Origin of the sequence: Sphingomonas molluscorum, assembly GCF_039522995.1 — a bacterium.
Lineage (GTDB): Bacteria > Pseudomonadota > Alphaproteobacteria > Sphingomonadales > Sphingomonadaceae > Sphingomonas > Sphingomonas molluscorum.
This window is the reverse complement of the sequence record NZ_BAAAEL010000001.1, coordinates 501,491-526,781: the sequence shown is the minus strand read 5'-3', so window position 1 is coordinate 526,781 and position 25,291 is coordinate 501,491. Positions and strand designations below refer to the sequence as shown.

The window sequence follows — 25,291 nt, the reverse complement described above, 5'->3', positions numbered from 1 at the left end:
GGGGGCGGCGCACCCTATATCGACGGTGCCGGCGCAACGACGCCGTGCACGCAGGAGAGATGTATGACCGCCGCCGACCCGACCGTGATCTTGTCCTATGCCCGCACGCCGATGGGCGGGTTCCAGGGGGCGCTCGCGGCCGTTCCCGCCACTCGGCTGGGGGCCACCGCGATCCGCGCGGCCGTGGAGCGCGCCGGCGTCGCCCCGGAGGACATCGAGCGTGCCTATATGGGCTGCGTGCTGTCGGCGGGGCTTGGCCAGGCGCCGGCGCGGCAGGCGGCGCTCCATGCCGGGCTGCCGCAGTCGGTCGAGGCGACCACCGTCAACAAGATGTGCGGATCGGGCATGAAGGCGGCGATGATGGCCGCCGACGCGCTGGCGGCCGGATCGTGCGACCTGATCGTGGCGGGCGGCATGGAGAGCATGTCCAACGCGCCGTACCTGATGACCAAGCACCGCGCTGGCGCGCGCATCGGCCATGATACGATTTACGACCACATGATGCTCGACGGGCTGGAGGACGCCTATGAGCCCGGCCGCGCGATGGGCACCTTTGCCGAGGACAGCGCGCGCGAATACCAGTTCACGCGAGAGGCGCAGGACGCGTTCGCGATCGAATCGCTGACCCGCGCGCAGGCGGCGCAGGCCTCGGGCGCGTTCGACCGCGAGATCGTTCCGGTCGAGGTGGTGGGCCGCAAGGGCAGCGTCACCGTGACCGCCGACGAGCAGCCGGCGAAGGGCGACGTCGCGCGCATCCCCACGCTGAAGGCCGCCTTTGCCAAGGAAGGCACGATCACCGCGGCCAATGCGTCGTCAATCTCAGACGGGGCGGCGGCGCTGGTGCTGGCGCGCCAGTCGGTGGCGGAAGCGCGCGGGCTCAAGCCAATCGCGCGCATCGTCGCCCATGCAGCGCATGCCCGTGCGCCGGCGCAGTTCACCACCGCGCCGGTGGGGGCGGTGCAGCGCGTGCTCGACAAGGCGGGCTGGTCGGTGGCCGACGTCGACCTGTTCGAGATCAACGAGGCGTTCGCCTGCGTGGCGATGATCGCGATGCAGGACCTGGGCATCGCGCATGACCGAGTGAACGTGCACGGCGGCGCCACCGCACTCGGCCACCCGATCGGGGCGTCGGGCGCGCGGGTGCTCGCGACGTTGCTGTCGGCGATGGAGGCACGCGGCGCCCGGCGCGGGGTCGCCACGCTGTGCATCGGTGGGGGCGAGGCGACCGCGATGGCGGTCGAGCGGATCGATTCATGATTTCTGGGGGGAGGAACTGCCGATGCGTCGTCGCGACCTGTTGGGGGCCGGCATGGCCCTGCCGCTAGCTTCCAGCGCGCTTGCGGCGCCTGCACCGGCGCTCCCCAGGGGCATTCGGCGGCTGTCGCCGAAGCTCGACGCGATCCTGGATGCCAACGCGCCGGTGGAGATATTGGGCGGCGGCTATCAATGGTCGGAGGGGCCGGTGTGGGTGCCGCGCGGCGGCGGCATGCTGCTGTTCTCCGACGTGCCGGCCAACCGCATGTGGCGCTGGCGGCGGGACAAGGGCTTCGACCTGTTCCTGGAGCCGTCGGGGCTGGTGGGGCCGATCCCCAAGTCGATCCGGGAAGCGGGATCGAACGGGCTGGCGCTCGACGGGCGCGGGCGGCTGCTGATCGCGGACAGCGGCAGCCGTGTGGTGGCGCGGCTCGACTTCGCCACCAAGCGCAAGACGACGGTGGTCGACCGGTTCGAGGGCAAGCGCTTCAACAGCCCCAACGACGTGATCTGCGCCAGCGACGGCGCGCTCTATTTCACCGATCCGCCCTATGGGCTGGCCGGCGAGGGTGAGTCGCCGCTGCGCGAACTCGACTTCTGCGGCGTCTATCGGCTCGGCGCGGACGGGCGGCTGGAGGTGCTGGACCGCAGCCTTTCCCGCCCGAACGGCATCGCCCTCTCGCCGGACGAGGGCACGCTCTACGTCGCGGTGTCGGACCCCAAGGGGCCGGTGCTGGTCGCCTATACGCTCGACGCGCGCGGCATGCCGACGGCCAAGCGCGTGCTGGTGGATTTCGCCGCCGACGTGGCGGCGGGCCTGCCGGGGCTGCCGGACGGCATGAAGGTCGCGGCCGAGGGGCATCTGTTTGCGAGCGGTCCCGGCGGCATGCATGTGCTGAGCGCGGAGGGCGAGCGGCTGGGGCTGATCCAGAGCGGCGACGTGATCTCCAACTGCACGATCGGCGAGGGCGGCGCGGCGCTGTACATGTCGTCCAACCACGCGATTGCGCGGGTTTCGCTGAAGCCGCGGGGGTAGGTCGGGGGACGGGGGGCGACCTCAACGCGTACCCCGGGCGGAGGCCGGGGCCCAGTTGGTGTGGCCTCCGAGGTCCGGCGCTTCTCTCCGCTGCTATCCCACCTGGGCCCCGGCCTTCGCCGGGGTACGCAAGAAGGGGAAGGCGTTTCCCCTCTTCGTGCTCCCGCGCAGGCGGGAGCCCAGGGTTTTGGTCGCTGGCGGTGGTTTGCCTTGGCTCTGGATCCCTGCCTTCGAGGGGATACGTTGGGGGCGCGTCGTCCGTCCAAAGGCGGGGAGGGGGACCGGGCCCTCGCCGCGCGTCAGAGAATGCCCGGGAAGGTGCCGCCGTCGATCAGCAGGCTCTGCCCGGTGATGTAGCCGGCGTGGGCCGAGCAGAGAAAGGCGCAGGTGGCGCCGAACTCGGCCGGTGTGCCGAGCCGCCTCGCGGGGATCGAGGCTTCGCGCCTGGCGCGTTCCTCGGCCTCGCTCGCGCCGGACTTGGCCGCCGCTTGCGCGACGATGCTGGCGATGCGGTCGGTGTCGAAGGCGCCCGGCAGCAGGTTGTTGATCGTCACATTGGCGTGGGCGACCGAGCGGGCGACGCCGGCGACCAGGCCGGTGAGCCCGGCGCGCGCCCCGCTCGACAGGTCGAGGCCGGGGAGCGGCATCTTCACCGAGCCGGAGGTGATGTTGACGATCCGGCCGAAGCGCCGCTCGACCATGCCCGGCAGCAGCGCGTGGATCAGCAGCGTCGGGGTGACGAGGTTGTTCTCCAGCCCGGCGCGGATCTTGTCGGCGTCGAGGTCCTCGAACGGGCGGAGCGGCGGGCCGGCATTGTTGTTGACCAGGATGTCGGCATCCGGCGCGGCGGCGAGCAGCGCCTTGCGTCCCGCCTCGGTCCCGACGTCGGCGGCGACCGCGATCACCTCCGCACCGGTCGATTGCCGGATCGCAGCGGCCGTCGCCTCGAGCTTATCGGCGTTGCGGCCGTTGAGGATGATGCGCGCGCCCGCCTCAGCCAGCGCCTCCGCGCAGCCGCGGCCGAGCCCGGCGCTGGAGGCACAAAGGATGGCGGTGCGGCCGGCGATGCCCAGGTCCATGGTCTTGCTCCTTTTTCTGCGCGCCTGTCCGTTCCCGTTGGCGGCGGATTTGCGTTGAAACCGCGCATGGTCCATTTTGGGGCCCGGACAAAGAGTTGAGTGGCGCGTGACGACGGTAGAGCAACTGCAGGAAAGCGCGCCGATCGGCCATGACCTTTCGGCCTGCGATCGGGAGCCCATCCACCTCTCCGGGGCGATCCAGCCGCACGGGCTGCTGCTGATCGTCGATGCGGCGACGCTCAGGACCGTCGCCGGTGCGGGCGACCTGGAGGCGCGGCTTGCGCCCGACTGGCTCGACCGCCCGATCGCGGAGCTGATCGGCCAGGACATCGCCGCGCTGCTGCGATCGGCCGACATGGGACCGGGCGGCACGCTGCGCCTGGCGCCGGTGGCCGGCACCGAGGGACCGCTGGAGGCGAGCCTCCACCGTTCGGGCGACATGCTGATCGTCGAGCTGGAGCCGCAGCCGGAGCCGGTGCGGCCGGCGATCGAGGTACTGGTCGGGCTGGAGCGCGCGGCCGCGACCTTCGAGCGGGCGGCCGACCTGGTCCAGCTGTGCGAGCGGGCGGCGGTGGCCTTTCGCCAGCTCACCGGCTTCGACCGGGTGATGCTCTATCGCTTCCTGGACGATGGCGCCGGGGTCGTGCTGGCGGAGGACCGGGCGCCGGGGCTCGACAGCTTCCTCAACCATCATTTTCCCGCCTCCGACATCCCGCGCCAGGCGCGCGCGCTCTATGTGCGCAACCGCGTCCGCGTGATCCCGGACGCGCACTACACGCCCGCGCCGATCCGGCCGGAATCGGCGAACCAGGGCGGGATCGACCTGTCGGACGTGGCGCTGCGCAGCGTCTCGCCGATCCACCTCCAGTATCTGCGCAACATGGGGGTGGAGGCGTCGGCGTCGATCTCGATCGTGCGCGACGGCGTGCTGTGGGGGCTGGTCGCCTGCCATCACGACAGCCCGCGCCGGATGGATCCGGAACTGCGCGCCGCGGCCCGCGCGCTGGCGAGCGGCCTTGCCCGCCAGATCCGCGCGCAGGAGGAAGCCGAAAGCTATCGCGAGCGGCTGCGGCTGCATGCGGGCGAGGACCTGGTCACCGCGCGGCTGGGCGGCGAGCAGCCGATCCGGGTGCAGCTGGCCCAGTGCGGCAAGGAGCTGGCGGAGCTGCTGGACGCCGACGGCTTTGCGCTGGTGTGCGGCGATAGCGTGTCGCGCGAGGGGCATTGCCCCGAGGACGCGGACCTGCTGCGGCTGGCCGAGTGGGTCAACGGGCAGGGCGGCGGACTGGTGGTCAGCCGGGAGCTTTCGACGCTGTTCCCGCCGGCAGAAGGCTATGCCGGCGTCGGCAGCGGGTTGCTGGGCATGCCGATCGACGGCACCGAGTGCATGGCCCTGTGGTTCCGGATGGAGGAGGTCGAGCGCGTCAACTGGGCCGGCAATCCGCACAAGGCGGTGGCGGTGGAGCCCGGCGCGGTGCTGACGCCGCGCGCCTCGTTCGAAAGCTGGTCGCAGATCGTGCGCGGACGCGCCCGCCGCTGGACGCTGGAGGAGGTCAAGGCCGCGCACCGGCTGCGCGGCGTGCTGCACGACCTGCGCCAGCGGGTGCGGCTGCGCGAGCTCAACGGCCAGCTGTCGGCGGCGAACCGCGAGCAGGAGCTGCTGCTGCGCCAGAAGGACGTGCTGATGCACGAGGTGAACCACCGCGTGCAGAACAGCCTGCAGCTGGTTTCCGCCTTCCTGGGTATGCAGGCGCGCGCGGTTGGCGATGCCGACCTGACGAGCCACCTGACCGAGGCGCAGGCGCGGCTGTCCGCGGTCGCGCTGGTCCATCGCCGCCTCTATCGCGACGACCAGGTCGAGGCGGTGGAGCTCAGCCGGTACCTGGACGAGCTGATGACCGACATGCGGGCGTCGCTTGGCGCGGACTGGGGATCGGCGCTGCGCGTCTATCTCGCGCCGGTGCTGGTGCCGACCGGCCGCGCGGTGGACATCGGGCTGATCACGACCGAGCTGGTCATCAACGCGACCAAATACGCCTATCCGGGCACCACCGGCCCGATCACGGTGATGCTGGAGCAGCATCGCGCCAACCTGCGGCTGATCGTCGAGGACCAGGGGCGCGGCAAGAGCGGCGCCGGCGAGGGCTTCGGCAGCCGGATGATGAAGGCGCTCGTCGGCCGGCTGGGCGGCGAACTGGCGTTCGAGGACAATGCGCCCGGACTGCGCGTGATCCTGACCGCGCCGATCGAGGAACGCGGCCGCTAGGCGGCTTCGGCCGCCTGCTGGTAGAGCGCGAAGCCGGCGACGGCGCCGGCCAGCGCGGCCTCGATCCAGCCGGGGCCGCCGGCCTCGCCCGCCTGGTCCAGCCACGCGAGGAAGGCGCGCCATTCGCCCTTCTCATGCGCGGCGGAGAGGTAGCGCGCGGGGAGCCCCGCGCCCACCTGCCGCGCGAGATAGACGCCGCCCAGGCGCGATCCCTCCACCACATAGGCGAGGCCGGCGATCGCCCCGGGACCTTGCGGCAGCGCGAACGGCAGTTGGGGCGGCAGCGGCCGGCCGAGGTCTGCGAGGTCCTGGGCCAGCAGCGGGGTGCGCGGGCGCCAACGGGGACGCGCCGGGGCCGCTGCCATCGCCGCCTCCGCCACCGGCAGCGCGCGGGCGTGCGCGACCAGCATCGCGGCATAGCTGTCGCGATCGGCGAGATCGAAGCGCGCAAAGGCGGCGTCGACGCGCTCGTGCGCGGCGCGAGTGGTCTCGCGGAGAAGGGCGCTGGCGTGCATCGCGGCGGCTGTAGCGCCGGGGCCGCACCGGGTCGAGCCTGCGGGTCGCGTGGCCCAGCGCGTGCGCTTGCGGCCTACGGCTTCGTGCTCCCGCGTAGGCGGGAGCCCAGGGTAGCGGGAGCAGGCGGTGGTTGTTTTGCTTGGCTCTGGGTCCCCGCCTGCGCGGGGACACGGGGTGCGCTTTGCTTCCGGGGACGTTCCAACTGGGCCCCGGCCTTCGCCGGGGTACGGAGGAGAAGGGGGCTGCCCCTAGGCCAGGCGGGCGGCGGCGGTGCGGAGGTCTTCGACGAAGCGGGCGTATTCTTCGTCGGCCTTGGCCCGGTCGGGGATGCGCAGCAGGTAGCTGGGGTGGACGGTGATCCAGCCCTCGCCGCCGCTGGGGAGCGCGATCGCCTGGCCGCGCTCGCGGCTGATGGTGACGGCGCGGCCGAGCAGCGAGCGGGCGGCGGTGGCGCCCAATGCTACCGTGACCTGCGGCTTTACCAGCGCGGTTTCCTGTTCGATCCACCAGCGGCAGGCGTCGATCTCGCCGGCGTCGGGCTTGCTGTGGATGCGGCGCTTGCCGCGCGGCTCGAACTTGAAGTGCTTGACCGAATTGGTGACGTAGACCGTCGAGCGATCGACGCCGGCTTGGGCGAGCGCGCGGTCGAACATCTGGCCGGCGGGGCCGACGAAGGGCTTGCCGGCCAAGTCCTCCTGGTCGCCGGGCTGTTCGCCGACGAACATCAGCCGCGCGTCGACGGGGCCTTCGCCGAACACGGTCTGGGTCGCGGGCTTCCAGAGGTGGCAGCGCTTGCAGCCCATCGCCTCTTCGCGCAGCGCCTCCCATGCGGCCTGGATGTTGCCGCCGATCTGGGTGCGGGCCTTGTCGATCATGCCTGCCTCTCGTGCCTGGGCGCCCGCGATCAGCTGTCCGACCAGCGCGGTCTCGGGCATGTTCTTCCAATATTTACGCGGCATCTCCTTGAGCATCGCGCCCTTCTTGAGCCGCGCCGGGTTGAAGATGGAGGCGTAGTAGGTCTTCCACACCTCCTCGACCGGATCGCCCTCCGGCGCGTCGGCGCGGGTAGCGCCGGGGCCTTCGGTGAGCAACTCGCCGTCCCAGTGCAGCGACACCTCCGGCGTCAGGATCGACCAGCGCATGCTGGCGAAGCGGTTGACGAAGAAGGCGGCGTTGGCGCGCACGATGTGGTGCTCGGGCTCGAACCAGGCGACGTAGCGGCTGGTGCCGTCGTCCTCGGGCACCTCGCGGAAGCGCAGGAAGGCGCGCATCTTGTGGATGTCGCGGCGGACTTCCTTGGCGAGCCCTTCCAGCTTGCGCACCAGCGGGTCGGCCCGGTCCTCGATCAGCCGGGGCTGGGTGCGCAGGCGACAGAGCAGCGTGTAGAGCAGCGCGAACCGGTCGGGCGCCGAGGACATGACGACGTCGCGGGCGAGGTCGAGGAAGGCGCGCGGCACCGAGAAGCCGGGGCCGGCGGGGGAAGCTGCCGGCGGAGCTTCGGGTGCCCCTTGCGCGAACAGGTCCGCGACCGCGTCGCCGGTGCGCCACACCACCTGGTCGGGCGCCACCCCTTCGGCCGCGAGCCCGCGCGCGGCGTCGCGCCACGCGTCGAAATCGTCGGGGGCCGAGAGGGTGACGCCGCGCACGTTACTCGCGCTCGTCGCTGCCGGGCGGGTTGTCGCGGGCTTCCTCCAGCTCCTTGGGCTTGCGGTCCTCGTAGATGTCGGCGAGCTTTTCCTCGGTTGCGTCGTCGAGCTCCTCGGCGGCGGCGGGGAACATCTCTTCCTCCTCCTCGTCGATGTGGTGCTCGTAGCGGCGGCGCATGTGGAAGAACTTCTCCTTCCACTCGTCGGAGTCGAACTCGAGGTTCATGAGCTCGCCGAGCACATCGTCGACTTCCTTGTGCTCGGAGACCGAGTGGCGGGCGTCGTCGCGAAGCTCGGGGTCGCCGAGCATGGTCGCGTAGAGCGATTCCTCCTCGGCGGCGGCATGGCTCTGCAGCTCGAGGCGGAACTCCTCGAACAGCTGCTGGCGCTCCTCGGCAGGCGTGGAGAAATCGGCGAGCCGCGCGAGCATGCCGCGCTGCTTGTCGTGGTCGCGCTTCAGGTCCTGGTAGATGCGGGCGTCCGCCATGATGTTCCTCCCTGGGTTCGAGGAGACAACCGGCGGCGGCGCGCGGCGTTTCACCCGCGAATCACTCTCAGGCGGCGAACAGCTCGAGCTGCTGCTTCTTGGGCGCGACCAGCGGCTTCAGCTCGGCGCGATCGGCGAGCGCGAGCGGTCGCCAGTCGTCGGCAATCAGGAAGGGGCGAAGCTTCTTGATTGAGACGGTGAGGCGGGCGACGTCGTCGAGGCGCAGGCGGCGCCAGCGGCGGGCAGATAGGATCGCGTTGACCGCCTTCACCCCCAGCCCAGGCACGCGCAGCAGCGCTTCGCGGGGGGCGCGGTTGACGTCGACGGGGAAGTTGTCGCGGAACTTCAATGCCCAGGCGAGCTTGGGATCGATGTCGAGCGGCAGCATGCCGGTGGCGTCATCGGCGGCGGCGCGCACTTCCTCGGGCTTATAGTCGTAGAAGCGCATCAGCCAGTCGGACTGGTAGAGCCGATGCTCGCGCATCAGCGGCGGGCGCTGGAGCGGCAGCACGGCCGACGCCTCCGGGATGGGGCTGAAGGCGGAGTAGTAGACGCGGCGCAGCTCGAAGCGGTCGTAGAGCGTGGCGGCGCGGCCGACGATGTCACGGTCGGTCGCGGCATCGGCGCCGACGATCATCTGGGTGGACTGACCGGCAGGCGCGAAGCGGGGCGCGCTGCGGTAGCGCTTGCGCGCATCGGTGCCGTCGGTGATCGCGGTGCGCATGCCGGCCATCGCGCCCTCGATCTGGGTCTCTGACTTTTCGGGGGCGAGGCGCTTGAGGCCGCTGGTGGTGGGCAGCTCCACGTTGATCGAGACGCGGTCGGCGTGGAGCCCGGCCTGATGGATCAGCTCGGGATCCGCGTCGGGGATGGTCTTCAGGTGGATATAGCCGCGGAAATCATGGTCTTCGCGCAGGGAGCGGGCGACCTCGACCAGCTGCTCCATCGTGTAGTTGGAGGAGCGGATGATCCCGGAGGAGAGGAACAGCCCCTCGATATAGTTGCGGCGGTAGAAGCTGAGGGTCAGGCGCACGACTTCCTCGGCGGTGAAGCGCGCGCGGCGGACGTTCGAGCTCTTGCGGTTGATGCAGTAATGGCAGTCGAAGATGCAGCTGTTCGTCAGCAGGATCTTGAGCAGCGAGATGCAGCGGCCGTCGGGCGCATAGGCGTGGCAGATGCCCATGCCCTCGGTCGAGCCCAGGCCCTTGCCGTCGCGCGAGTTGCGCTTGGCCGTGCCGGACGAGGCGCAGGAGGCGTCGTACTTCGCAGCGTCCGCGAGGATCGCCAGCTTTTCGCGGGTGTCGAGCTGCGCCATTCGTTCTATCTATGTTCGAACGGGCGGTGGTGCAAGGCTGGAAGATCAGCGGGTTAGGTGCTGCTCGCTTCAATATAAGCTTTCAGGCTCAGCCACCCCAGCGAGACGTTTGGAAGATGCGCAACAGAGACCCGAATCGCGCCGTATCCCTGCGTAGGCAGGGATCCAGGGCCAAGCAGAACCACGGCTCCCGGAGCTTAGAAACCCTGGGCTCCTGCCTGCGCAGGAGCACGATTGAGGGTGTGCTAAGGTTGATCAGTACGAACGGGGGGTGGGGGCAAGGTGCTGTGCGACAGAACTGTCGTCGGCGCGCCATGCCAACCACGCGACGAGACCCAGCAGCGGCAGCGCGACCAGCGCCCAGATGCCCAGCCCCTCCCAGGGGGTGAAGCCCAGCCATTCGTCGGCAACGGTGCGGAGGTACCCGGGCGCAAACCGCTCCAGCAGGACCGAGCGCCAGACCGCGAACTCGAAGAAGTCCGGCGCGGCGATTTCGGCCGAGGCGATCATCAGGTTGATGGCCATGGAGATTGCCAGCAACTGCGCGGCGAGGAGCTTGCCGACCGGCGTGCGCAGCAGCGTCCAGAAACCGGCGAGGCCGAGCCCCAGGAAGCCGAGCGCGGGAACGGCATGGCGCGGGCCGGTCGAGTGGCCGCCGTCCCAGTAGTAATAGGCGGCGTTGTAGAGGAAGGGCAGGATGCTCAGCACGATCGCGAGCACGGCAAGGTCGCGATGGCGGCGATCCCAGAGCAGCCAAGCAAGGCCGATCGGCGCCAGCACCAGCACGGGCGAGACCCACAGGATGCCGCGGCGCGGGCCGAACACGATCTCCCACAGCACGTGCGGCTTGGGGTAGGTGAGGCCGAAGAAGCCCTGCTGCATGCCGACGAAGTCGGTGACGCCGGCATAGCCGGACTGGAACGGCGATCCGAACACAAAGGCGTTGTAGGCGAACAGCGGCAGCACCGCGACGAGGGCGACGCCGGCGGCGGCGAGCATCACCGGCAGCCGCTGTGCCCAGGCCCAGCCGCGCATCCGCCACAGTGCCCACAAGCCGATCGGCAGCGCCTCCAGCACCAAAGGCGGCTCGATCACCGCGCCCCAGCCGAGTGCCAGGCCGGCGATCGCGGCATAGCCGATGCCGGCGCGCGTGCCGCCGGGCGTGCGGGTGCCCCGCCACACCGCCCAGACGGCGATCACCAGCATCGCGCCCGAGGCGGCATGGCCGAAGATGGTGGTGGCCCAGCCCCACGCGATCGAGCCCAGCGCATAGCCGAGCGCCCCGAACAGGCCGGCGGCGGTGCTGCCGGTGACGCCGCGGCCAAGGTCGAACAGCAGCATCGACGCGATGGCGACGAACAGCGCGGAGGTGAAGACGGCGGTGAGGCGGACCCGGATCTTGATGAAGCGGTTGAAGCCGGGGTCCTCGTTGCGGATGCGGTGGAACTCGGCATCGTCGCCGGTGACGGCATCGGCCAGCGCGACGAAGGGCACCGCCATCAGCGTCATGCCCGGTGCCTTGTCGGTGTAGAAATGGTCGCCGAACTGCGCGCGGTCGATCGTCAGCGCGGCATATTCGTCGATGGTGGCATCGCCTTGCTCGACCAGCGAGACGGCGGCGTACATGCGGGTCGCGTTGTTGGGATTGAACTCCCAGGAGCCGAACCAGCCGCAGGAGAACCAGACGAGCGCGAACAGCAACCAGGCGATCGGATCGCGTCTCAGTCCCGTCTGTGCCGTCATGCCGCCGCCGCCGTTCCCCGTTCAAAGAGGCGTGCGGCTACGACGGCAGGGACTTGGACGCAACGTCCGGCGCGATCAGGGAACGCTGCGTTCGGCCTCTGCCTTGGCGGCGCGGCGTTCCGCCTTCCAGCGGTTGGCGTTCTGGACGAAGCAGCCCGATTGGCCACTGGCACCCACGGTGCTGCACGAACCGACGCCCGTGGCGCCTGCCTCCAGCCCGGACTGCTGGCGCACGGCCCAGCTCTGCTGGTCGGGCGACGCCTCGGTGGTGCGTAGCTCTTTGGGGATGCGGAAGCGCTCTTCCTCGCCGCGGCGCACGCACACCACGATTTCCTCGCCATTGGCGTTGGTGGGGCATTTGTCGTTGCCGTAGATCACCAGCACGCCGTTCTGGGCGGCATTCTGGGCGACCGCGGGGGCGGACAGGCCCAGCACCGGCGCGGCCAGCCCGATCGCTGCCATCAGCATCCACTTTGCCATCGGTCGTCCTCCTGTTGCCGCCATCCTAACGCGGCAAGCCTCATATGCGTTTCGATGCGGCGATTGCCACCCGGCAGCCGAGCCGGATCACGGCGGACAGCACCGGATAGCCGATCGCCTGTTCGGCACCGTGGGCGATCGCGGCTTCCTTGTGCTCCAGCTCCTCGGCCTGGAACTCGCGCACCGCGGCCGAAAGCTCCGGCTCCTCGTCGCGAAGCTCGGCGAGCTGCTGGTCGTAATGCTTGTCGATCTCGGTCTCGACGGCCGCGGTGCAGGCCATCGCCGCCTCCGGCCCGATCGCGGCGGTGACGGCGCCGAGCGCGAAACCGGCGACGCTCCAGAAGGGCTGGAGCAGGGTCGGGCGGACGCCGCGTTCGGCGATCAGGGCGTCGAACCAAGCGCGGTGGCGTTCCTCCTGCTTGGCCATGCCGACGATCTCGCGCGCGAGCGGAACGCGATCGCCCATCACCGCGAGCTGCCCCGCATAGATGCGGGTCGCGCCATATTCGCCCGCCTGATCCACCCGGATCATCTGGGAGACCGGTTCCCGCCGATCGCCGGGTCGCCACCGCTTCATGCGCGTTTTCCTGCCAGCACAAAGATCCCCAACGCGCCGGCGAGCGAAAAGATCGCATTGAAGCCGGCGAGCGAAATGCCGGCCAGCGTCCATTGCGGCACGTCGCAGCGGATCACCGGCGCCTTCATGATCGCGTCGAGCATGTTGCCGCCGCCGCCCGAGAAGGGGGTCGCGCAGCCGGTGATGCCCTGCCACCAGCCATATTCGACGCCCGCGTGGAACACGCCGATCGCTCCGCTGGCGGCGATGGCGACACCGGCGAGCAGCACCAGCGCGACGCGGGCGGAGGTGCGCGCCACCAGGAAGCTGAGCATCGCGAGCACGATGGCGGCATAATGCGGCCAGCGCTGCCAGTGGCACATCTCGCACGGGTAGAGCCCGCCCAGATATTGCGATCCGAGCGCGCCCAGCATCAGCACTGCGGGGACGAGCAGCGCGAGCCAGCGCGCCGCCTGGAGATTGCCGCCGCGCATGTCAGCGCTTCTTTGCCGGCGTCGCCGTCGCCACCGCGCGCGGCGCAGGACCCAGGCGGCCGAGCGTCTGCAGGGCATAGTGGAGCTGGAAATCCTCGATGCCGCGCTTCTTGAGCGCCTCGGCACTCTCGGTGAAGCGCGGATCGGGCTTGCCGTCATCCTCCAGCACCGAATTGTCGACCTTGGCCTCGTTGATGAGGTGGCGGCGCAGGTCCGCCTCCCGGAACACCGGGCGATCCTTGTAGTCGGGGTCGGAGATCTGCGGCACCTTGAGGTCGGGTTCGATGCCGCCCTCCTGCACCGATCGGCCCGAGGGCGTGTAGTAGCGCGCGGTGGTGAGGCGGAGCGCCGTCTCCGGCCCGAGCGGCAGCAGCGTCTGCACCGATCCCTTGCCGAAGGTCCGCTCGCCCATGACGATCGCGCGGTGGTGGTCCTGGAGCGCGCCGGCGACGATTTCCGAGGCGGAGGCGGTGCCGGCATCGACCAGCACGATGATCGGCAGGCCCTGGGTCAGGTCACCGGCCTCGGCATAATAGCGTTCGATGTCGGTCTTTTCGCGGCCGCGCTGGGACACGATCTCGCCGTGGTCGAGGAACACGTCCGACACCTCGATCGCTTCGTTCAGCAGGCCGCCGCCGTTCTCGCGCAGGTCGACGATATAGCCGAGCGGTTTGTGGCCGAGCGCCTTGTCGATCGCGGCGACCGCGGCGCGGGTGTCGGCGCCGGTCTGGGCGGAGAAGGTGTTGATGTTGATGATGCCGATGCCGTCCTTCACCTCCCACTTCACGGGCTTCTGGACGATGATCTCGCGCGTCATGGTGGCGGTGATCGGCTTTTCCTGGCCCGGGCGGACCAGCGTCAGCGTGACCTTGGTGTTGGCGGGCCCGCGCATCTGCGAAATCGCCTCGTCCAGCGAGCCGCCGTAGATCAGCTTGCCGTCGATGTGGGTGATGTAGTCGCCCGCCTTGATGCCCGCGCGCGCGGCGGGCGTGTCCTCGGTCGGCGCAATGACCTTGATCGCGCCGTCGATCATGGTGACGGTGAGGCCGAGGCCGCCGTAGTTGCCCTCGGTCGCGATGCGCATGTTGTCGAAATCGAGCGCGTCCACGTACGAGCTGTGCGGGTCGAGCGCCGCGAGCATGCCCTGGATCGCGCCCTTCACCAGCACCTTGTCGTCGACCTTGTCGACGTAGGAGGCGCGGACGCGATTGTAGACGTCCATGAAGGTGTCGAGCTCGCGATAGCTGTCGCTGTCGACCTGCGCCATCGCGCCGTTGGCGATCGGAACCAGCGCCAGCGCGCCCACGATCGCAGTGGCCTGGAGGAGCGGGCGAACCATGCGGGAAACCTTATGAACGGACATGCCGCACCGGAATAGCGCCAAAGCGTGGCCGCGTAAAAGGAACTCTGGCGGACCGCCTCAGCCGAGCATCGTCGCGAGGTCGATGGCGGCGCCGTGGCGGCGCAGCTCGACGGTGACCTGGGGCGCGTCGCCGCCGGGGGCGAGGCCGAGCGGCGTGCCGGCGGCCACCTCGCTCCCGCGGCGCACGGTGGCGCGGCCGAGACCGGTCACGAGCGTCGTCCAGCCGTTGCCGTGATCGAGCAGGATGATGGTGCCGTAGCTGCGGAAGGGGCGGGCGAGCAGGACGCGGCCCGCCAGCGGCGCGACCACGCGCGCGCCGGGCGCCACCGCGAGCGTCAGGCCGCGCGACCGCACGCCGGCGTCCGAAATCTCGCCGAAGCCAGTCACCACCGCGCCGGCCACCGGCAGGCGATAGGGCGAGCGGTGGACGGGCGTGCCGTCCGACCCGGGGCGCAGCAGCGGCCCGGACAGGGTGGTGAGCTCGCCCAGCGTCACCGCGGCGAGCTGCGTCTCCTGCATCTGGTCGACGATGTCGCGCGCCCGTTCGCCAAGCGCGATCGCGCGGTCCGATTCGACCAACGCGGTGCGGCCGAGATCCTGCGACCGCAGGCGCTCCGCCGCCTCCAGCCGCACCAGTTGCAGGCGTTCATCCTCCAGCCGCCGCCGGCTGCTGCCGAGTGCCTGCACCGCGAGTGCGGCCTGGCGCCGCGTGCGCTGGACTTCTGCGACTTCTGCGCGGACGGCGCTGGTGCGCTGGCGGACGGCGGGAAGCACGGTCGCGAGCACGGCGCGGACGTGAACGGCATCGGCGGTGGAGCCGGGCTGGGCGACGGCCGCCACTGCCGGGCGGCGGGCGAGCGACTGGAGCGCGGCCATCAGCCGAACGATCGGGTCGCGGCGGCGGGCAAGCTCCTCGCGGCGCTCGGCGAGCAGGCGGCCGACGACCGCCACGCGCGCTTCGGCGGCGCGATGCTCCGCCTCGGCGGCGGCGATGCGGGCGGCCATGCTGCGCTGCCGGGCGGCGGCACGATCGGCGGCGGTCTGGGCGGCGGCGGCCTGGCGCTCCAGCGCCTGGGCGCGGGCCTGGGCACGATCCGCCTTAATCCGGGCGGCGCGCAGCCGCTCGCGCTGTTGGTCGAGGGGGGATGGGGCGGCGGTGCCGATGGTGGCGGCGCCGAGTGCGGCGCCACCGGCGGCCAGCACCAGCAGGGCGGCCGCGACTGTCCCGCCGCGGCGCATCAGCCCTCGCGGTGGTAGGGGTGGTTGGAAAGGATGCTGGCGGCGCGCCACAGCTGCTCGGCAAGCATCGCGCGGGCCATCATGTGCGGCCAGGTGAGGCGGCCGAACGAGATCAGCAGGTCCGCCTCCCGCCGGTCGGCATCGTCGAAGCCGTCGGCGGCGCCGATCAGGAACCGCGCCTCGCGCACCCCGTCGTCGCGCCAGTTCCCCAGGATCTGTGCGAACTGGCGGGACGGCATGTCGCGGCCGGTTTCGTCGAGCATCACGATGCGGGTGCCGGGTTCGCGCGGCGGCACCTTGCCGCCCTTGTCGGGCAGCTCGGTGACGCGGGTCGGCCAGGTGACGCGCTTGAGATAGCGATCGACCAGCTCGGCCTCGGGACTGCGCCCGATGCGCCCGCGCGCGACGATATGCAGCAGCACGGGCGCGAAGGGTCAGGCGGAGGCGGGCGGGTTGCCGGTTGACCCCATCGTCGGCGTGTCGCCGAACGCCCACATCCGCTCCAGATTGTAGAAGGTGCGGACCTCCGGGCGGAACAGGTGGACGATCACGTCGCCCGCGTCGATCAGCACCCAGTCGGCGGTCGGCAGACCCTCGACCCGGGGGCTGCGGCCGAACTCGGCCTTCACCTTCTCGGCGATCTTGGTGGCCATGGAGGCGACCTGACGGCTCGAACGGCCGGAAGCGACGACCATATAGTCGGCGATGCTGGACTTGCCGGCGAGCGGGATCGAGACGGTTTCCACCGCCTGATCGTCATCCAGCGAGGTGAGGACGAGGCGGTGCAGCGCCTCGACGTCGTCGGTACCGCCTTCGCGTGCGGAAGAGGGGTTGGGCAACTTGTCTCCTAGCCTTTCATGGCCGTGCGCGTGGGGATTTGGTTCGGCCTGCTGTGCCGGTGCCAGGCGGGATCGGCGGCTCGAATGCCGGTCGCCGAGGTCGGATCGGGGCGGAAGCGCAGCAACACGAGTGCCGGCAAACTCCAATTCGTCCATCGTTTCGCCTGGCCTGCGGGCCGCGCATGGCGCCGCAGCCAGCCCATCGCGACACTTGCGCGGGCCCGTCGATCATACCCCGGACGCGCGATAACCGCAATCGGCATGGTGCGCGCGATTTCGCGCCACCCGCGCCAGCGGTGGAACTGGGCGAGATTGTCGGCCCCCATCACCCAGATGAAGTCTTGATCGGGGAAGCGCGCGACGAGCTTGCGCAGCGTGTCGAGCGTGTAGCGGGTGCCGAGCCGGCGTTCGATGTCGGTCGCCCGGATGCGCGAGTGGCGGGCCATGCGGGTGGCGGACGCGAGGCGCGCGGCGAAGGGCGCCATGTCGGACGCATGGTCCTTCAGCGGATTGCCGGGCGACACCAGCCACCACAGCTCGTCGAGCTCCAGCGCGCGGATCGCCTGGAGCGAAATGCCGCGGTGGCCGCGATGCGCCGGATTGAAGGAGCCGCCGAGGAGGCCGATGCGGGACATGGGGGCGCGATGCCAGTGTTGCGCGGCGGGTGCAACGGCGTGGGGCGATGCCAGGGAGTGCGTCGCATAACCTTTCAGTACCCCGGCGGAGGCCGGGGTCCAGGTGGGAAGGCGGTTGCGGAGTGCCCCAAACCCCCTTCGCCGCAACTGGGCCCCGGCCTCCGCCGGGGTACGAAGCGCGTTCGGGGTGCGGCAGCGCGCGCCACCCCGTTGGGCGCGCCGTGCTCCTGCGCAGGCAGGAGCCCAGGGTTTCGGGCGATATCGGCCGTTGCTTTGCTGGGCCCTGGACCCCCGCCTGCGCGGGGGTACGGTTGCGGGCGTGGTTCGCGTTAGCGCTTGCGGACGGAGGCGAGTGCGGGGGCGCGGTATTCGGATTGGCGTTCGATCATCCAGCCGGGGTATTCCGGCGCCAGCTTGCTGGCGGCATCGAGGGACGCGAGCTGCTCCGCGGTCAGCTCCACGTCCACCGCGGCGAGATTGTCCTCCAGTTGGTCGACGCGTTTGGCGCCGACGATGACGCTGGTCACCACCTTCTGGTGGAGCAGCCAGGCGAGCGCGATGCGGGCGACCGACACGCCGTGCGCCTCGGCGATCGGGTCCATGGCGGAGAGCACCGTTTCGCCGCGGGTCTGGTCGACCGGCGGGAAGTTGAAGTTGGTGCGGCGGCCGTCGCTGTCACCCGCCCGGTACTTGCCCGACAGATAGCCACCGGCGAGCGGGCTCCACACCATCAGGCCGAGCCCTTCGGACTCTATCATCGGCGCCAGCTCGCGCTCCAGGTCGCGGCCGGCGAGGGTGTAATAGGACTGCACCGTCTCGAACCGGGCGAAGCCGCGGCGTTCGGAGATGCCGAGCGCCTTGGCGATCTGCCACGCCGCCCAGTTGGAGACGCCGACGTAGCGGACATGGCCCTGGGTCACGAGATCGTCGAGCGCGCGCAGCGTCTCCTCTATCGGGGTCACCGAATCCCAGCCGTGGATCTGGTAGAGGTCGATGTGGTCGGTGCCGAGCCGCGTGAGGCTGGCCTTCACCTGATCGAGCAGATGCCCGCGCGAGGCGCCGCGATCATTGTGGCCCGGCCCCATCGGCCCGAACGCCTTGGTGGCGAGCACCACCTCCTCGCGCCGCAGCCCCAGGTTGCGGATCGCCTGGCCGGTGATCTCCTCCGACAGGCCGTTGGAATAGACGTTGGCGGTGTCGATGAAGTTGACGCCCGCGTCGACTGCGGTGCGGAGCAGCGCGTCGGCATCCGCCTGCTGCACCTGGCCCACCGCCTTGAACATGCCCTCTCCGCCAAAGGTCATGGTGCCGAGGCAGAGTTCGGACACGAACAGGCCGGTTCGGCCGAGCTGGTTGTAGTGCATGGGGGTGCGCCTCCTGAGCGATAAGCGCCCGGCAGATGGGGAGGTTTTTGGCGCGCGCAACCGATCGGTACGAAAAACGCGGCTGTTAGCGTGGACCCCTGCGTAATCGCGCACCGTGCTCCTGCGCAGGCAGGAGCCCAGGGTTCCACGCAATACCGGTCGTAGCTTGGCTTGGCCCTGGATCCCTGCCTGCGCAGGGATACGACAGAAATGGCAGATCTGTTGCGTTCTGGGAAAAGGTGGCTTCAGGGGCGGGTCTGGCCGGTGCCGGTAACGGTCCATTTGTAGGTGGTGAGGCCTTCGAGCGCGACGGGGCCGCGGGCGTGGAGGCGGCCGGTGGAGATGCCGATCTCCCCGCCCAGCCCGAACTCGCCGCCGTCGGCGAATTGGGTGGAGGCGTTCCACATCACGATTGCCGAATCGACCCCGTTGAGGAAGCGCTCGGCCGTGGCCGCGTCCTCCGTCACGATCGCGTCGGTATGGCCCGAACTGTGGCGGGCAATATGGGCGAGTGCGCCTTCTACGCCGTCGACCCGCTTCACCGACAGGACCGCGTCGAGATATTCGGTGTCCCAGTCCTCGGCCGTGGCGGGGCGCACGCGCGGGTCGATCGCCTGCACGTCCGCGTCGCCGCGCAACTCGCAGCCGCCGTCGATCAGTGCGGCGAGCAGCGGCGCGGGATCGGCAAAGGCGCGGTCGATCAGCAGCGTCTCGGTCGCGCCGCAGATGCCGGTGCGGCGGAGCTTGGCGTTGACCACCAGCGCCTGCGCCATCGCCGGGTCGGCGGCGCCGTCGACATAGCTGTGGTTGATGCCGTCGAGATGCGCGAGGACGGGCACGCGCGCCTCGGCCTGGACGCGGGCGACCAAGCTCTTGCCACCGCGGGGTACGACCATGTCGATCAGGCCCTCGGCGGCTAGCATCGCGCCCACGGCGGCGCGATCGGTGGTGGGGACCAGCTGGATCGCATCGGTCGGCACGCCACCGGCGACGAACCCGCGCTGCATGGCGGCATGGAGCGCGCGGTTGCTCTCGATCGCCTCCGACCCGCCGCGCAGGATGGCGGCATTGCCGGCCATGACGCACAGCGCGCCGGCGTCGGCGGTGACGTTGGGGCGGCTTTCGTAGATGATGCCGATGACGCCGATCGGCACGCGCACGCGGCGCAGCACCAGTCCGTTGGGGCGGCGATCCTCCGACACCAGCGCGCCGACCGGATCGGGCAGCCCGGCGATCGCCTCGACGCCGGCAGCGGCGCCTTCCAGACGGGCGGGATCGAGGCGGAGGCGGTCGAGCAGCGCCGGGCTCAATCCGCGCGCTTCGCCGGCTGCGACATCGCGCGCGTTGGCGGCGAGGATCGCGGGCGCATCGGCGCGGATCGCGGCGGCGGCGGCGCGCAGGGCGGCAGCTCGGGTCGCGGTCGGAAGTGCGGCGAGCGTGCGGGCGGCGGCGCGGGCGCGAGTGCCCATGGCACGCACGAGGGCGATCGGATCTTCGGGCAGGGCGGCGGTGGCGAGATCGGCGGACATAGGCGCCACGCTAGCATGGCCGCGCGCGCCCCCCAAAGCCCCTCGACAGGGTGCAGGGACGTGGTAGCTTTTCGGCCATGGGGGAAGTGGAAACAGGGGGCGACATCGTCGCCGGGGGGCTGCTCGCGTGCGCGATCGAGCCGAGCGCAGGCGAGGGCCGGGGGCAGCGGCCCGGGCATGGGGCGGGCCATGCGCATGGCCTGTGCCTCAACTGCGGGACGGCGCTGATCGGGGCGCATTGCCACCGGTGCGGGCAGGCGGGGCACATCCACCGCACGCTCCATTCGGTCGGCCACGACCTGCTGCACGGCGTGTTCCATTTCGAGGGCAAGATCTGGGACACGCTGCCGATGCTGGTCGCGCGACCCGGCGCGCTCACCCGACGCTATGTAGAGGGCGAACGGGCGCGGTTCGTATCGCCGCTGGCGCTGTTCCTGTTCACGATGTTCCTGATGTTCGCGGTGTTCGGCTGGGCCGGGGTCGGCAGCTGGATGCAGGAAGAGACGTTTCCGGAGCACATCGTCAAGGTGGATGCCGGGGATGCCGAGCGCCTGCAGGCCCGCATTGCGGCGCTCGATCGCGAGATCGCCCGCGGCGATACCAAGGGGCAGGCGGCGCGTGGGCTGCAGATCGAACGCTATGCGGTGGAGCAGGAGCTTGCGGTCGTGCAGGGGCACAGCGGCATCCCCGCGATGCTGCGCCGGCTGGGCGTGCAGCTGGAGGACAACGGCTACAAGAAGCTCGGCCACAAGCTCCAGAACCCCGAGCTGCTGCTCTACAAGATCAAGTCGAGCAGCTACAAATACAGCTGGGCGCTGATCCCCTTGTCGCTGCCGTTCATGTGGATGCTGTTCGCCTGGCGGCGGCAGTATCGCATGTACGACCACGCGATCTTCGTGATCTACTCGATCAGCTTCATGAACCTGCTGTTCGTGGTCATGGCGCTGTTCAGTCTCTCGCCCTTGCTGTCGTGGCTGGACGCATGGCTGCTGCTGGTGCCGCCGATCCACATGTTCGCGCAGCTGAAGGGCGCGTACCGGCTGCGGACGTTCAGCGCCGCCTGGCGCACGGTGGCGCTGCTGTTCGTGACGGCGGTGGTGCTGTCGATCTTCGTGTCGCTGCTGGTGGTGCTGGGGGTGATGGGGTGAGCGGCGCTGCTGCGAGGGCGGCGGCGGGGGTGGGGGAGTACGGCAAAGCTAGCGGTCGAGGCCCTGGGCTCCTGCTTTCGCAGGAGCACGGTTGGGTCGTAGAGTCATTGGAGCCGACTTTCGGGGATACTTTTCGCCGCTTCCCACATCATCAGCTTCCCGACAGCGAACGATCGTCAAGAAATCCTGCCATGCCGCAGCGGCCAGCACACCCGCCAGTGAATCACTCAGCTTTAACGACTCTCTCCATCACGCCGAGTGGCGGAAGCGCCAGCATCTTGCGAGATAATGAAAGCAACTCGGAGCGGGAATTGATCGCACAATAGCGAGTGACCCAGATGTCGAGCCCTTTTGCCTCTAGTGTGCTCCCAGAAGGGCAACGCTGCTGTAGCACGATGAATCGGTTAATTTCACCGCTATCTGGCTCACGTGCTAGCAGTGTGTATTCGCTCCCAGGATTGATACCTTTCTGAAGCGCCCAAAGCTCCCACTCAACGCCTGCTGCGCGCGTCGTTCCCAACTGGACAAAGAATCCATACTCTGATGGAGCTTCGTCCAACCCGCTCTGTTCATCGGCCGTTCGCATGATTGCCGAACAATGGAACACCCCATAGTTGGTGAACCGCGCCCAATGCTGCTCGCCAAGGCTGTTGTTCGGGCTAGGTGTGAAACGCCAGTCGCCAAACTGCACTCGTGAAATGCATCCAAATTCATCACCCGACGAAAAACTTCGCGGCCACGTCTGCTCCCAATCAAAAGTGTAAAGCGGCAGCGATGAATGAATACGCTCGCCCGCCATTTCTTCGCCCGCGAGAGCTGGAGCCGATATCGGAACAAGGGCCGCCAAACCTATGCCAGCCGCCCAAGCGCTTAAGTGCTTCATGCGCCTCCCCCTTGCGCCAAGTCTGAACGCGAAGGAATGTGTCTACAAGAGAAGTCATCTTGCTATGGACGCAGAGCGGGATCCACTCAAAGCCGGCCATTAAGCATTCGACGGGCTCTTGCGAAGAAGGGAGCCCAGGACCACGGCTGCGCGAGCCGTTGTTCTGCTTGGCCGTGGGTGCCTTGTGCAGGCAACTCGGGGTGCGCTCCCTATTGTGAGCCACCGCAACTGGGCCCCGGCCTTCGCCGGGGTACGGGTTTCTTTTCGGGGCGGGCGCCCCTCCCGATATCCCCGGGCGGCCAAAGAAAAACCCCTCCGCGAGGCCGTCGCGGAGGGGTTTTCTGTTCGTGGCGGGCCGGATCAGGCGCCGGCGGGGCTGGGGTTGCCGAAGGGCCCCTGGGGGCGCCGCGTGCGCGGGATCGAGGTGCCGGCGGCGACCACCGGGCGGGTCGGGCCGTCGGTCGGGCGGCCGATGTCCTCGCCGGCGATCAGGCGCTTGATTTCGTCGCCGCTCAGCGTCTCATACTCGAGCAGGGCGCCGGCCAGCGTGTGGAGCTGGTCGACATGCTCGGTCAGCACGTCGCGGGCGCGGGTGAGGCCGCCTTCGACGATGCGCTTGATCTCGCTGTCGATCAGTTCCGCCGTCTTGTTCGACATGCGGGCCGGGGCCGACTGCGAATAGCCGAGGAAGCTCTCACCCTGCGGCTCGGCGTACTCGACCGGGCCGACCGCGTCGGACATGCCCCAGCGGGTGACCATGTCGCGCGCCAGGCTCGTCGCCTGCTGGATGTCGCCCGAGGCGCCCGAAGACACCTTGTCATAGCCGAAGATGATCTCCTCGGCGACGCGGCCGCCCATCGCCACCGCCAGGTTCGCGTACATCTTGTCGCGGTGGTAGCTGTAGCTGTCGCGCTCCGGCAGGCGCATCACCATGCCCAGCGCCCGTCCGCGCGGGATGATCGTCGCCTTGTGGATCGGATCCGACGCGGGCTCGTGGATCGAGACGATGGCGTGGCCGGCCTCGTGATAGGCGGTCATCCGCTTTTCGTCGTCGGTCATCACCATCGAGCGCCGCTCGGCGCCCATCATGACCTTGTCCTTGGCCTCTTCGAACTCGAGGTTCGCGACCAGGCGCTTGCCCTTGCGGGCCGCCATCAACGCGGCCTCGTTGACGAGGTTGGCGAGGTCCGCGCCCGAGAAACCCGGCGTGCCGCGCGCGATGGTGCGGGCGTCGACGTCGGGCGCCAGCGGCACCTTCTTCATGTGGACCTGCAGGATCTTGATGCGGCCCTCGATGTCGGGGCGGGGCACCACGACCTGACGGTCGAAGCGGCCCGGACGCAGCAGCGCAGGGTCGAGCACGTCGGGGCGGTTGGTCGCCGCGATGATGATGATGCCCTCGTTCGCCTCGAAGCCGTCCATCTCGACCAGCAGCTGGTTGAGCGTCTGCTCGCGCTCGTCGTTGCCGTTGCCGAGACCCGCGCCGCGATGGCGGCCGACGGCGTCGATCTCGTCGATGAAGACGATGCAGGGCGCCGACTTCTTGGCCTGTTCGAACATGTCGCGCACGCGGCTCGCGCCGACGCCCACGAACATCTCGACGAAGTCAGAGCCGGAGATGGTGAAGAAGGGCACGCCCGCCTCACCCGCGATGGCACGGGCGAGCAGGGTCTTGCCGGTGCCGGGCGAGCCGACCAGCAGTGCGCCCTTGGGGATCTTGCCGCCTAGGCGCGCGAACTTGGTCGGGTCCTTCAGGAACTCGACGATCTCCTGCAGCTCCTCGCGCGCCTCGTCGATGCCGGCGACGTCGTCGAAGGTGACCTTGCCTTCCTTCTGGGTCAGCATGCGGGCACGCGACTTGCCGAAGCCCATCGCGCCGTTCGCGCCGCCGCCCTTCTGCATCTGGCGCACCACGAAGAAGGCGATGCCGAGGAACAGCAGGAACGGAAGCGCCTGGACCAGCATGTACTGCCAGATCGACGGGCCTTCCTCCGGACGCGCGGTGATGCTGACGCCGGCCTTGCGCAGGCGCTCCGTCAGCTGCGGGTCGTCCATCGCATAGGTGCGGAACTTCTCGCCGTTCGACTGGGTGCCGGTGATGACGTTCTTGGTGACGTTGACGTCCTTGACCGACCCTTCCTCGACGCGGTCGAGGAACGCGGAATAGGGGATCGACGTACCGGCGTTCTGCGCCCCGCCGCTGGGGAACAGCGACACGAACAGCGCCAGGGCCATGAGGATGCCCACCCAGATGAGCAGGCTCTTCATCCAGGGGTTGCCGTTGCCGCCGTTCTCGGGGCCGGGCTGCTTGTCGTTGTCGTTCATGAAAGCGCGTACCTCTTCGTCCCTGCAAGATAGGCTGCGGGGGATGAATGGCAATGGAACAACATCGATCAGGCTGATCGACGCGGCGGTGCGGGCCGGAAATGCCACCGGTCCCCGTGCGCCGAGGCGGAGACGCCTGCCTGGGTAGCGCCGCTGCCGCCCTCCAGCGCGTCCAGCAGCGGCTCGACGTTGGCGGAGTCGGACCAGCTTCCCTCGGCCGCGGGCGCGTGGTGGCGGACGTGGCGGATGGCGCGGCGGACGAGGCGGCGACGCAGTTCGCGGGGCAGGCCGGCCATGTCCAGCGCGCGTTCCCCGGCGGGCGCCGGGCACAGCCGCTCGCGCTCGATCCAGGTGACGGTCTCCGCAATTGCTGCATCCGTTTCGGCGCAATGCTGCGCAGCACGGGCGAGCCCCTCGACATCAAGCGGGGGCGAGCCGGCCAGCAGCGCGCGGACCCCGGTCCGGTCGTGGCGGGGATCGGTGTTGGAGGGATCGTCGACGAAGGGGAGGGCGGCTGCCTCCGCCAGCGCGCGCAGGGTCGCGCGCCGCCAGCCGAGCAGCGGGCGGACGACCGGGAGGCCGCGCGCCTCGCCGGCGCCGGTGCCGTCCCAGCGTTCGGGGTGCCAGGTCCAATAGCGGCGGATGCCGGCGAGCCCGGCGGGGCCGGAGCCGCGCACGGCGCGCATCAGGAAGGTTTCAGCCTGGTCGTCGGCGTGATGGGCGGTGAGCAGCGCGGCCGCTTCCTCGCCGAGCGCCCATCGGCCGAGCAACTGGTAGCGCAGCTGCCGCGCCTGTGCCTGGATGCTGGCGCCCCGGGGCGGCCGTTCCGGCGCGAGCGTCGCGTGCGGGATGCCGGCGTCGCGGCACCAGCGGGCGACGATTGCGGCCTCGTCGGCGGCATCGGGGCGGAGGCGGTGGTCGACGGTGGCGGCGATCACCCGGCCGGGGTGTGCGGCATGCGCCAGCGCCAGCATCGCCATGGAATCGGGGCCGCCCGAGACGGCGAGCGCGATCGGGCCCGCGGGCGGTACGCCGATCGCGGCGGCGAGGTCGTGCGCGAACCGCGCGACCGCCGCCGGATCGAGGGTCACCGG

23 protein-coding genes are annotated in these 25,291 nt (G+C 69.9%); 4 read left to right on the top strand and 19 right to left on the bottom strand.

Annotated elements, in window-relative coordinates:
• Nucleotides 1-63 precede the first annotated feature (63 nt).
• Both ABDZ92_RS02615 and ABDZ92_RS02610 read left to right on the top strand, forming a co-directional pair.
• The gene (locus ABDZ92_RS02615) at nt 64-1,257 is read left to right on the top strand and encodes an acetyl-CoA C-acyltransferase (protein ID WP_125959081.1); all 1,194 of its coding nucleotides are present in this window, start codon (nt 64-66) and stop codon (nt 1,255-1,257) included.
• Nucleotides 1,258-1,279: 22 nt separating this feature from the next.
• Nucleotides 1,280-2,290 (top strand): SMP-30/gluconolactonase/LRE family protein, encoded by a 1,011-nt coding sequence (locus ABDZ92_RS02610; RefSeq protein ID WP_125959080.1) that lies wholly within the window; start codon nt 1,280-1,282, stop codon nt 2,288-2,290.
• 299 nt (nt 2,291-2,589) lie between these two features.
• On the opposite strand, the gene ABDZ92_RS02605 is transcribed toward ABDZ92_RS02610, so the two are convergent.
• A complete protein-coding gene (locus tag ABDZ92_RS02605; RefSeq protein WP_125959078.1) occupies nt 2,590-3,369 on the bottom strand; it encodes an SDR family oxidoreductase in 780 nt (259 codons plus the stop codon).
• A 106-nt stretch (nt 3,370-3,475) separates the two neighbouring features.
• On the opposite strand from ABDZ92_RS02605, the gene ABDZ92_RS02600 reads away from it, so the two are divergent.
• On the top strand, nt 3,476-5,635 hold the full coding sequence (locus ABDZ92_RS02600) for a histidine kinase dimerization/phosphoacceptor domain -containing protein (protein WP_125959077.1): 2,160 nt from the start codon (nt 3,476-3,478) through the stop codon (nt 5,633-5,635).
• Here the strand turns inward: ABDZ92_RS02600 and ABDZ92_RS02595 are convergent.
• The 15 genes from ABDZ92_RS02595 to ABDZ92_RS02525 form a co-directional block, all read right to left on the bottom strand.
• The gene (locus tag ABDZ92_RS02595) at nt 5,632-6,150 is read right to left on the bottom strand and encodes a biliverdin-producing heme oxygenase (protein WP_125959075.1); all 519 of its coding nucleotides are present in this window, start codon (nt 6,148-6,150) and stop codon (nt 5,632-5,634) included. The two genes, ABDZ92_RS02600 and ABDZ92_RS02595, sit on opposite strands and share 4 nt — an antisense overlap.
• 249 nt (nt 6,151-6,399) lie before the next feature.
• Nucleotides 6,400-7,797: a UdgX family uracil-DNA binding protein gene (locus ABDZ92_RS02590; protein WP_125959073.1), complete on the bottom strand. Its 1,398-nt coding sequence runs from the start codon at nt 7,795-7,797 to the stop codon at nt 6,400-6,402.
• Between the two features lies 1 nt (nt 7,798).
• Nucleotides 7,799-8,284 (bottom strand): hemerythrin domain-containing protein, encoded by a 486-nt coding sequence (locus ABDZ92_RS02585; RefSeq protein ID WP_125959072.1) that lies wholly within the window; start codon nt 8,282-8,284, stop codon nt 7,799-7,801.
• 67 nt (nt 8,285-8,351) lie between these two features.
• Nucleotides 8,352-9,599: a putative DNA modification/repair radical SAM protein gene (locus ABDZ92_RS02580; RefSeq protein WP_125959071.1), complete on the bottom strand. Its 1,248-nt coding sequence runs from the start codon at nt 9,597-9,599 to the stop codon at nt 8,352-8,354.
• Between the two features lie 255 nt (nt 9,600-9,854).
• Nucleotides 9,855-11,342, bottom strand: a complete 1,488-nt coding sequence (locus ABDZ92_RS02575; RefSeq protein WP_125959070.1) for a hypothetical protein — start codon at nt 11,340-11,342, stop codon at nt 9,855-9,857.
• A 75-nt stretch (nt 11,343-11,417) separates the two neighbouring features.
• The gene (locus ABDZ92_RS02570; protein ID WP_125959068.1) at nt 11,418-11,822 is read right to left on the bottom strand and encodes a hypothetical protein; all 405 of its coding nucleotides are present in this window, start codon (nt 11,820-11,822) and stop codon (nt 11,418-11,420) included.
• 40 nt (nt 11,823-11,862) lie between these two features.
• Nucleotides 11,863-12,399 (bottom strand): demethoxyubiquinone hydroxylase family protein, encoded by a 537-nt coding sequence (locus tag ABDZ92_RS02565; RefSeq protein WP_125959067.1) that lies wholly within the window; start codon nt 12,397-12,399, stop codon nt 11,863-11,865.
• Nucleotides 12,396-12,872, bottom strand: a complete 477-nt coding sequence (locus ABDZ92_RS02560; RefSeq protein WP_125959066.1) for a disulfide bond formation protein B — start codon at nt 12,870-12,872, stop codon at nt 12,396-12,398. The genes ABDZ92_RS02565 and ABDZ92_RS02560 overlap by 4 nt, the downstream gene beginning before the upstream one ends.
• 1 nt (nt 12,873) lies before the next feature.
• Nucleotides 12,874-14,211, bottom strand: a complete 1,338-nt coding sequence (locus ABDZ92_RS02555) for a S41 family peptidase (protein WP_125959065.1) — start codon at nt 14,209-14,211, stop codon at nt 12,874-12,876.
• An 81-nt stretch (nt 14,212-14,292) separates the two neighbouring features.
• Nucleotides 14,293-15,474 (bottom strand): murein hydrolase activator EnvC family protein, encoded by a 1,182-nt coding sequence (locus ABDZ92_RS02550; protein ID WP_125959064.1) that lies wholly within the window; start codon nt 15,472-15,474, stop codon nt 14,293-14,295.
• Nucleotides 15,474-15,896: a 23S rRNA (pseudouridine(1915)-N(3))-methyltransferase RlmH gene (locus tag ABDZ92_RS02545; protein ID WP_125959063.1), complete on the bottom strand. Its 423-nt coding sequence runs from the start codon at nt 15,894-15,896 to the stop codon at nt 15,474-15,476. Before ABDZ92_RS02545 ends, ABDZ92_RS02550 begins: the two co-directional genes overlap by 1 nt.
• A 12-nt stretch (nt 15,897-15,908) precedes the next feature.
• Nucleotides 15,909-16,313 (bottom strand): ribosome silencing factor, encoded by a 405-nt coding sequence (rsfS, locus tag ABDZ92_RS02540; protein WP_125959062.1) that lies wholly within the window; start codon nt 16,311-16,313, stop codon nt 15,909-15,911.
• 8 nt (nt 16,314-16,321) lie between these two features.
• Entirely contained in the window at nt 16,322-17,002 is a 681-nt protein-coding gene (locus ABDZ92_RS02535) for a nicotinate-nucleotide adenylyltransferase (RefSeq protein ID WP_277599968.1), read from the bottom strand.
• 275 nt (nt 17,003-17,277) lie between these two features.
• A complete protein-coding gene (locus ABDZ92_RS02530; RefSeq protein WP_125959060.1) occupies nt 17,278-18,312 on the bottom strand; it encodes an aldo/keto reductase in 1,035 nt (344 codons plus the stop codon).
• 245 nt (nt 18,313-18,557) lie between these two features.
• Nucleotides 18,558-19,841, bottom strand: a complete 1,284-nt coding sequence (locus ABDZ92_RS02525; protein ID WP_125959058.1) for a glutamate-5-semialdehyde dehydrogenase — start codon at nt 19,839-19,841, stop codon at nt 18,558-18,560.
• A gap of 77 nt (nt 19,842-19,918) precedes the next feature.
• Between ABDZ92_RS02525 and ABDZ92_RS02520 the strand changes: the two genes are divergently transcribed.
• On the top strand, nt 19,919-20,989 hold the full coding sequence (locus ABDZ92_RS02520; protein ID WP_125959057.1) for a DUF3667 domain-containing protein: 1,071 nt from the start codon (nt 19,919-19,921) through the stop codon (nt 20,987-20,989).
• Between the two features lie 223 nt (nt 20,990-21,212).
• Here ABDZ92_RS02520 and ABDZ92_RS02515 read toward each other — a convergent pair whose 3' ends face one another.
• The 3 genes from ABDZ92_RS02515 to tilS form a co-directional block, all read right to left on the bottom strand.
• Complete coding sequence (locus ABDZ92_RS02515) at nt 21,213-21,872, bottom strand: hypothetical protein (RefSeq protein ID WP_125959056.1); 660 nt, start codon at nt 21,870-21,872, stop codon at nt 21,213-21,215.
• 360 nt (nt 21,873-22,232) lie between these two features.
• Entirely contained in the window at nt 22,233-24,197 is a 1,965-nt protein-coding gene (gene ftsH / locus ABDZ92_RS02510; RefSeq protein ID WP_125959055.1) for an ATP-dependent zinc metalloprotease FtsH, read from the bottom strand.
• Between the two features lie 68 nt (nt 24,198-24,265).
• Nucleotides 24,266-25,288, bottom strand: a complete 1,023-nt coding sequence (tilS, locus tag ABDZ92_RS02505; protein WP_241211694.1) for a tRNA lysidine(34) synthetase TilS — start codon at nt 25,286-25,288, stop codon at nt 24,266-24,268.
• Nucleotides 25,289-25,291: the final 3 nt, after the last annotated feature.

Bases quoted from the DNA above. Each gene is read 5' to 3' on its own strand.
- ABDZ92_RS02615 (WP_125959081.1), top strand. From the start codon at position 64: ATGACCGCCGCCGACCCGACCGTGATCTTGTCCTATGCCCGCACGCCG.
- ABDZ92_RS02610 (WP_125959080.1), top strand. From the start codon at position 1,280: ATGCGTCGTCGCGACCTGTTGGGGGCCGGCATGGCCCTGCCGCTAGCT.
- ABDZ92_RS02605 (WP_125959078.1), bottom strand. From the start codon at position 3,369: ATGGACCTGGGCATCGCCGGCCGCACCGCCATCCTTTGTGCCTCCAGC.
- ABDZ92_RS02595 (WP_125959075.1), bottom strand. From the start codon at position 6,150: ATGCACGCCAGCGCCCTTCTCCGCGAGACCACTCGCGCCGCGCACGAG.
- ABDZ92_RS02585 (WP_125959072.1), bottom strand. From the start codon at position 8,284: ATGGCGGACGCCCGCATCTACCAGGACCTGAAGCGCGACCACGACAAG.
- ABDZ92_RS02580 (WP_125959071.1), bottom strand. From the start codon at position 9,599: ATGGCGCAGCTCGACACCCGCGAAAAGCTGGCGATCCTCGCGGACGCT.
- ABDZ92_RS02575 (WP_125959070.1), bottom strand. From the start codon at position 11,342: ATGACGGCACAGACGGGACTGAGACGCGATCCGATCGCCTGGTTGCTG.
- ABDZ92_RS02570 (WP_125959068.1), bottom strand. From the start codon at position 11,822: ATGGCAAAGTGGATGCTGATGGCAGCGATCGGGCTGGCCGCGCCGGTG.
- ABDZ92_RS02565 (WP_125959067.1), bottom strand. From the start codon at position 12,399: ATGAAGCGGTGGCGACCCGGCGATCGGCGGGAACCGGTCTCCCAGATG.
- ABDZ92_RS02560 (WP_125959066.1), bottom strand. From the start codon at position 12,872: ATGCGCGGCGGCAATCTCCAGGCGGCGCGCTGGCTCGCGCTGCTCGTC.
- ABDZ92_RS02555 (WP_125959065.1), bottom strand. From the start codon at position 14,211: ATGGTTCGCCCGCTCCTCCAGGCCACTGCGATCGTGGGCGCGCTGGCG.
- ABDZ92_RS02550 (WP_125959064.1), bottom strand. From the start codon at position 15,474: ATGCGCCGCGGCGGGACAGTCGCGGCCGCCCTGCTGGTGCTGGCCGCC.
- ABDZ92_RS02530 (WP_125959060.1), bottom strand. From the start codon at position 18,312: ATGCACTACAACCAGCTCGGCCGAACCGGCCTGTTCGTGTCCGAACTC.
- ABDZ92_RS02525 (WP_125959058.1), bottom strand. From the start codon at position 19,841: ATGTCCGCCGATCTCGCCACCGCCGCCCTGCCCGAAGATCCGATCGCC.
- ABDZ92_RS02520 (WP_125959057.1), top strand. From the start codon at position 19,919: ATGGGGGAAGTGGAAACAGGGGGCGACATCGTCGCCGGGGGGCTGCTC.
- ABDZ92_RS02515 (WP_125959056.1), bottom strand. From the start codon at position 21,872: ATGAAGCACTTAAGCGCTTGGGCGGCTGGCATAGGTTTGGCGGCCCTT.
- ftsH (WP_125959055.1), bottom strand. From the start codon at position 24,197: ATGAACGACAACGACAAGCAGCCCGGCCCCGAGAACGGCGGCAACGGC.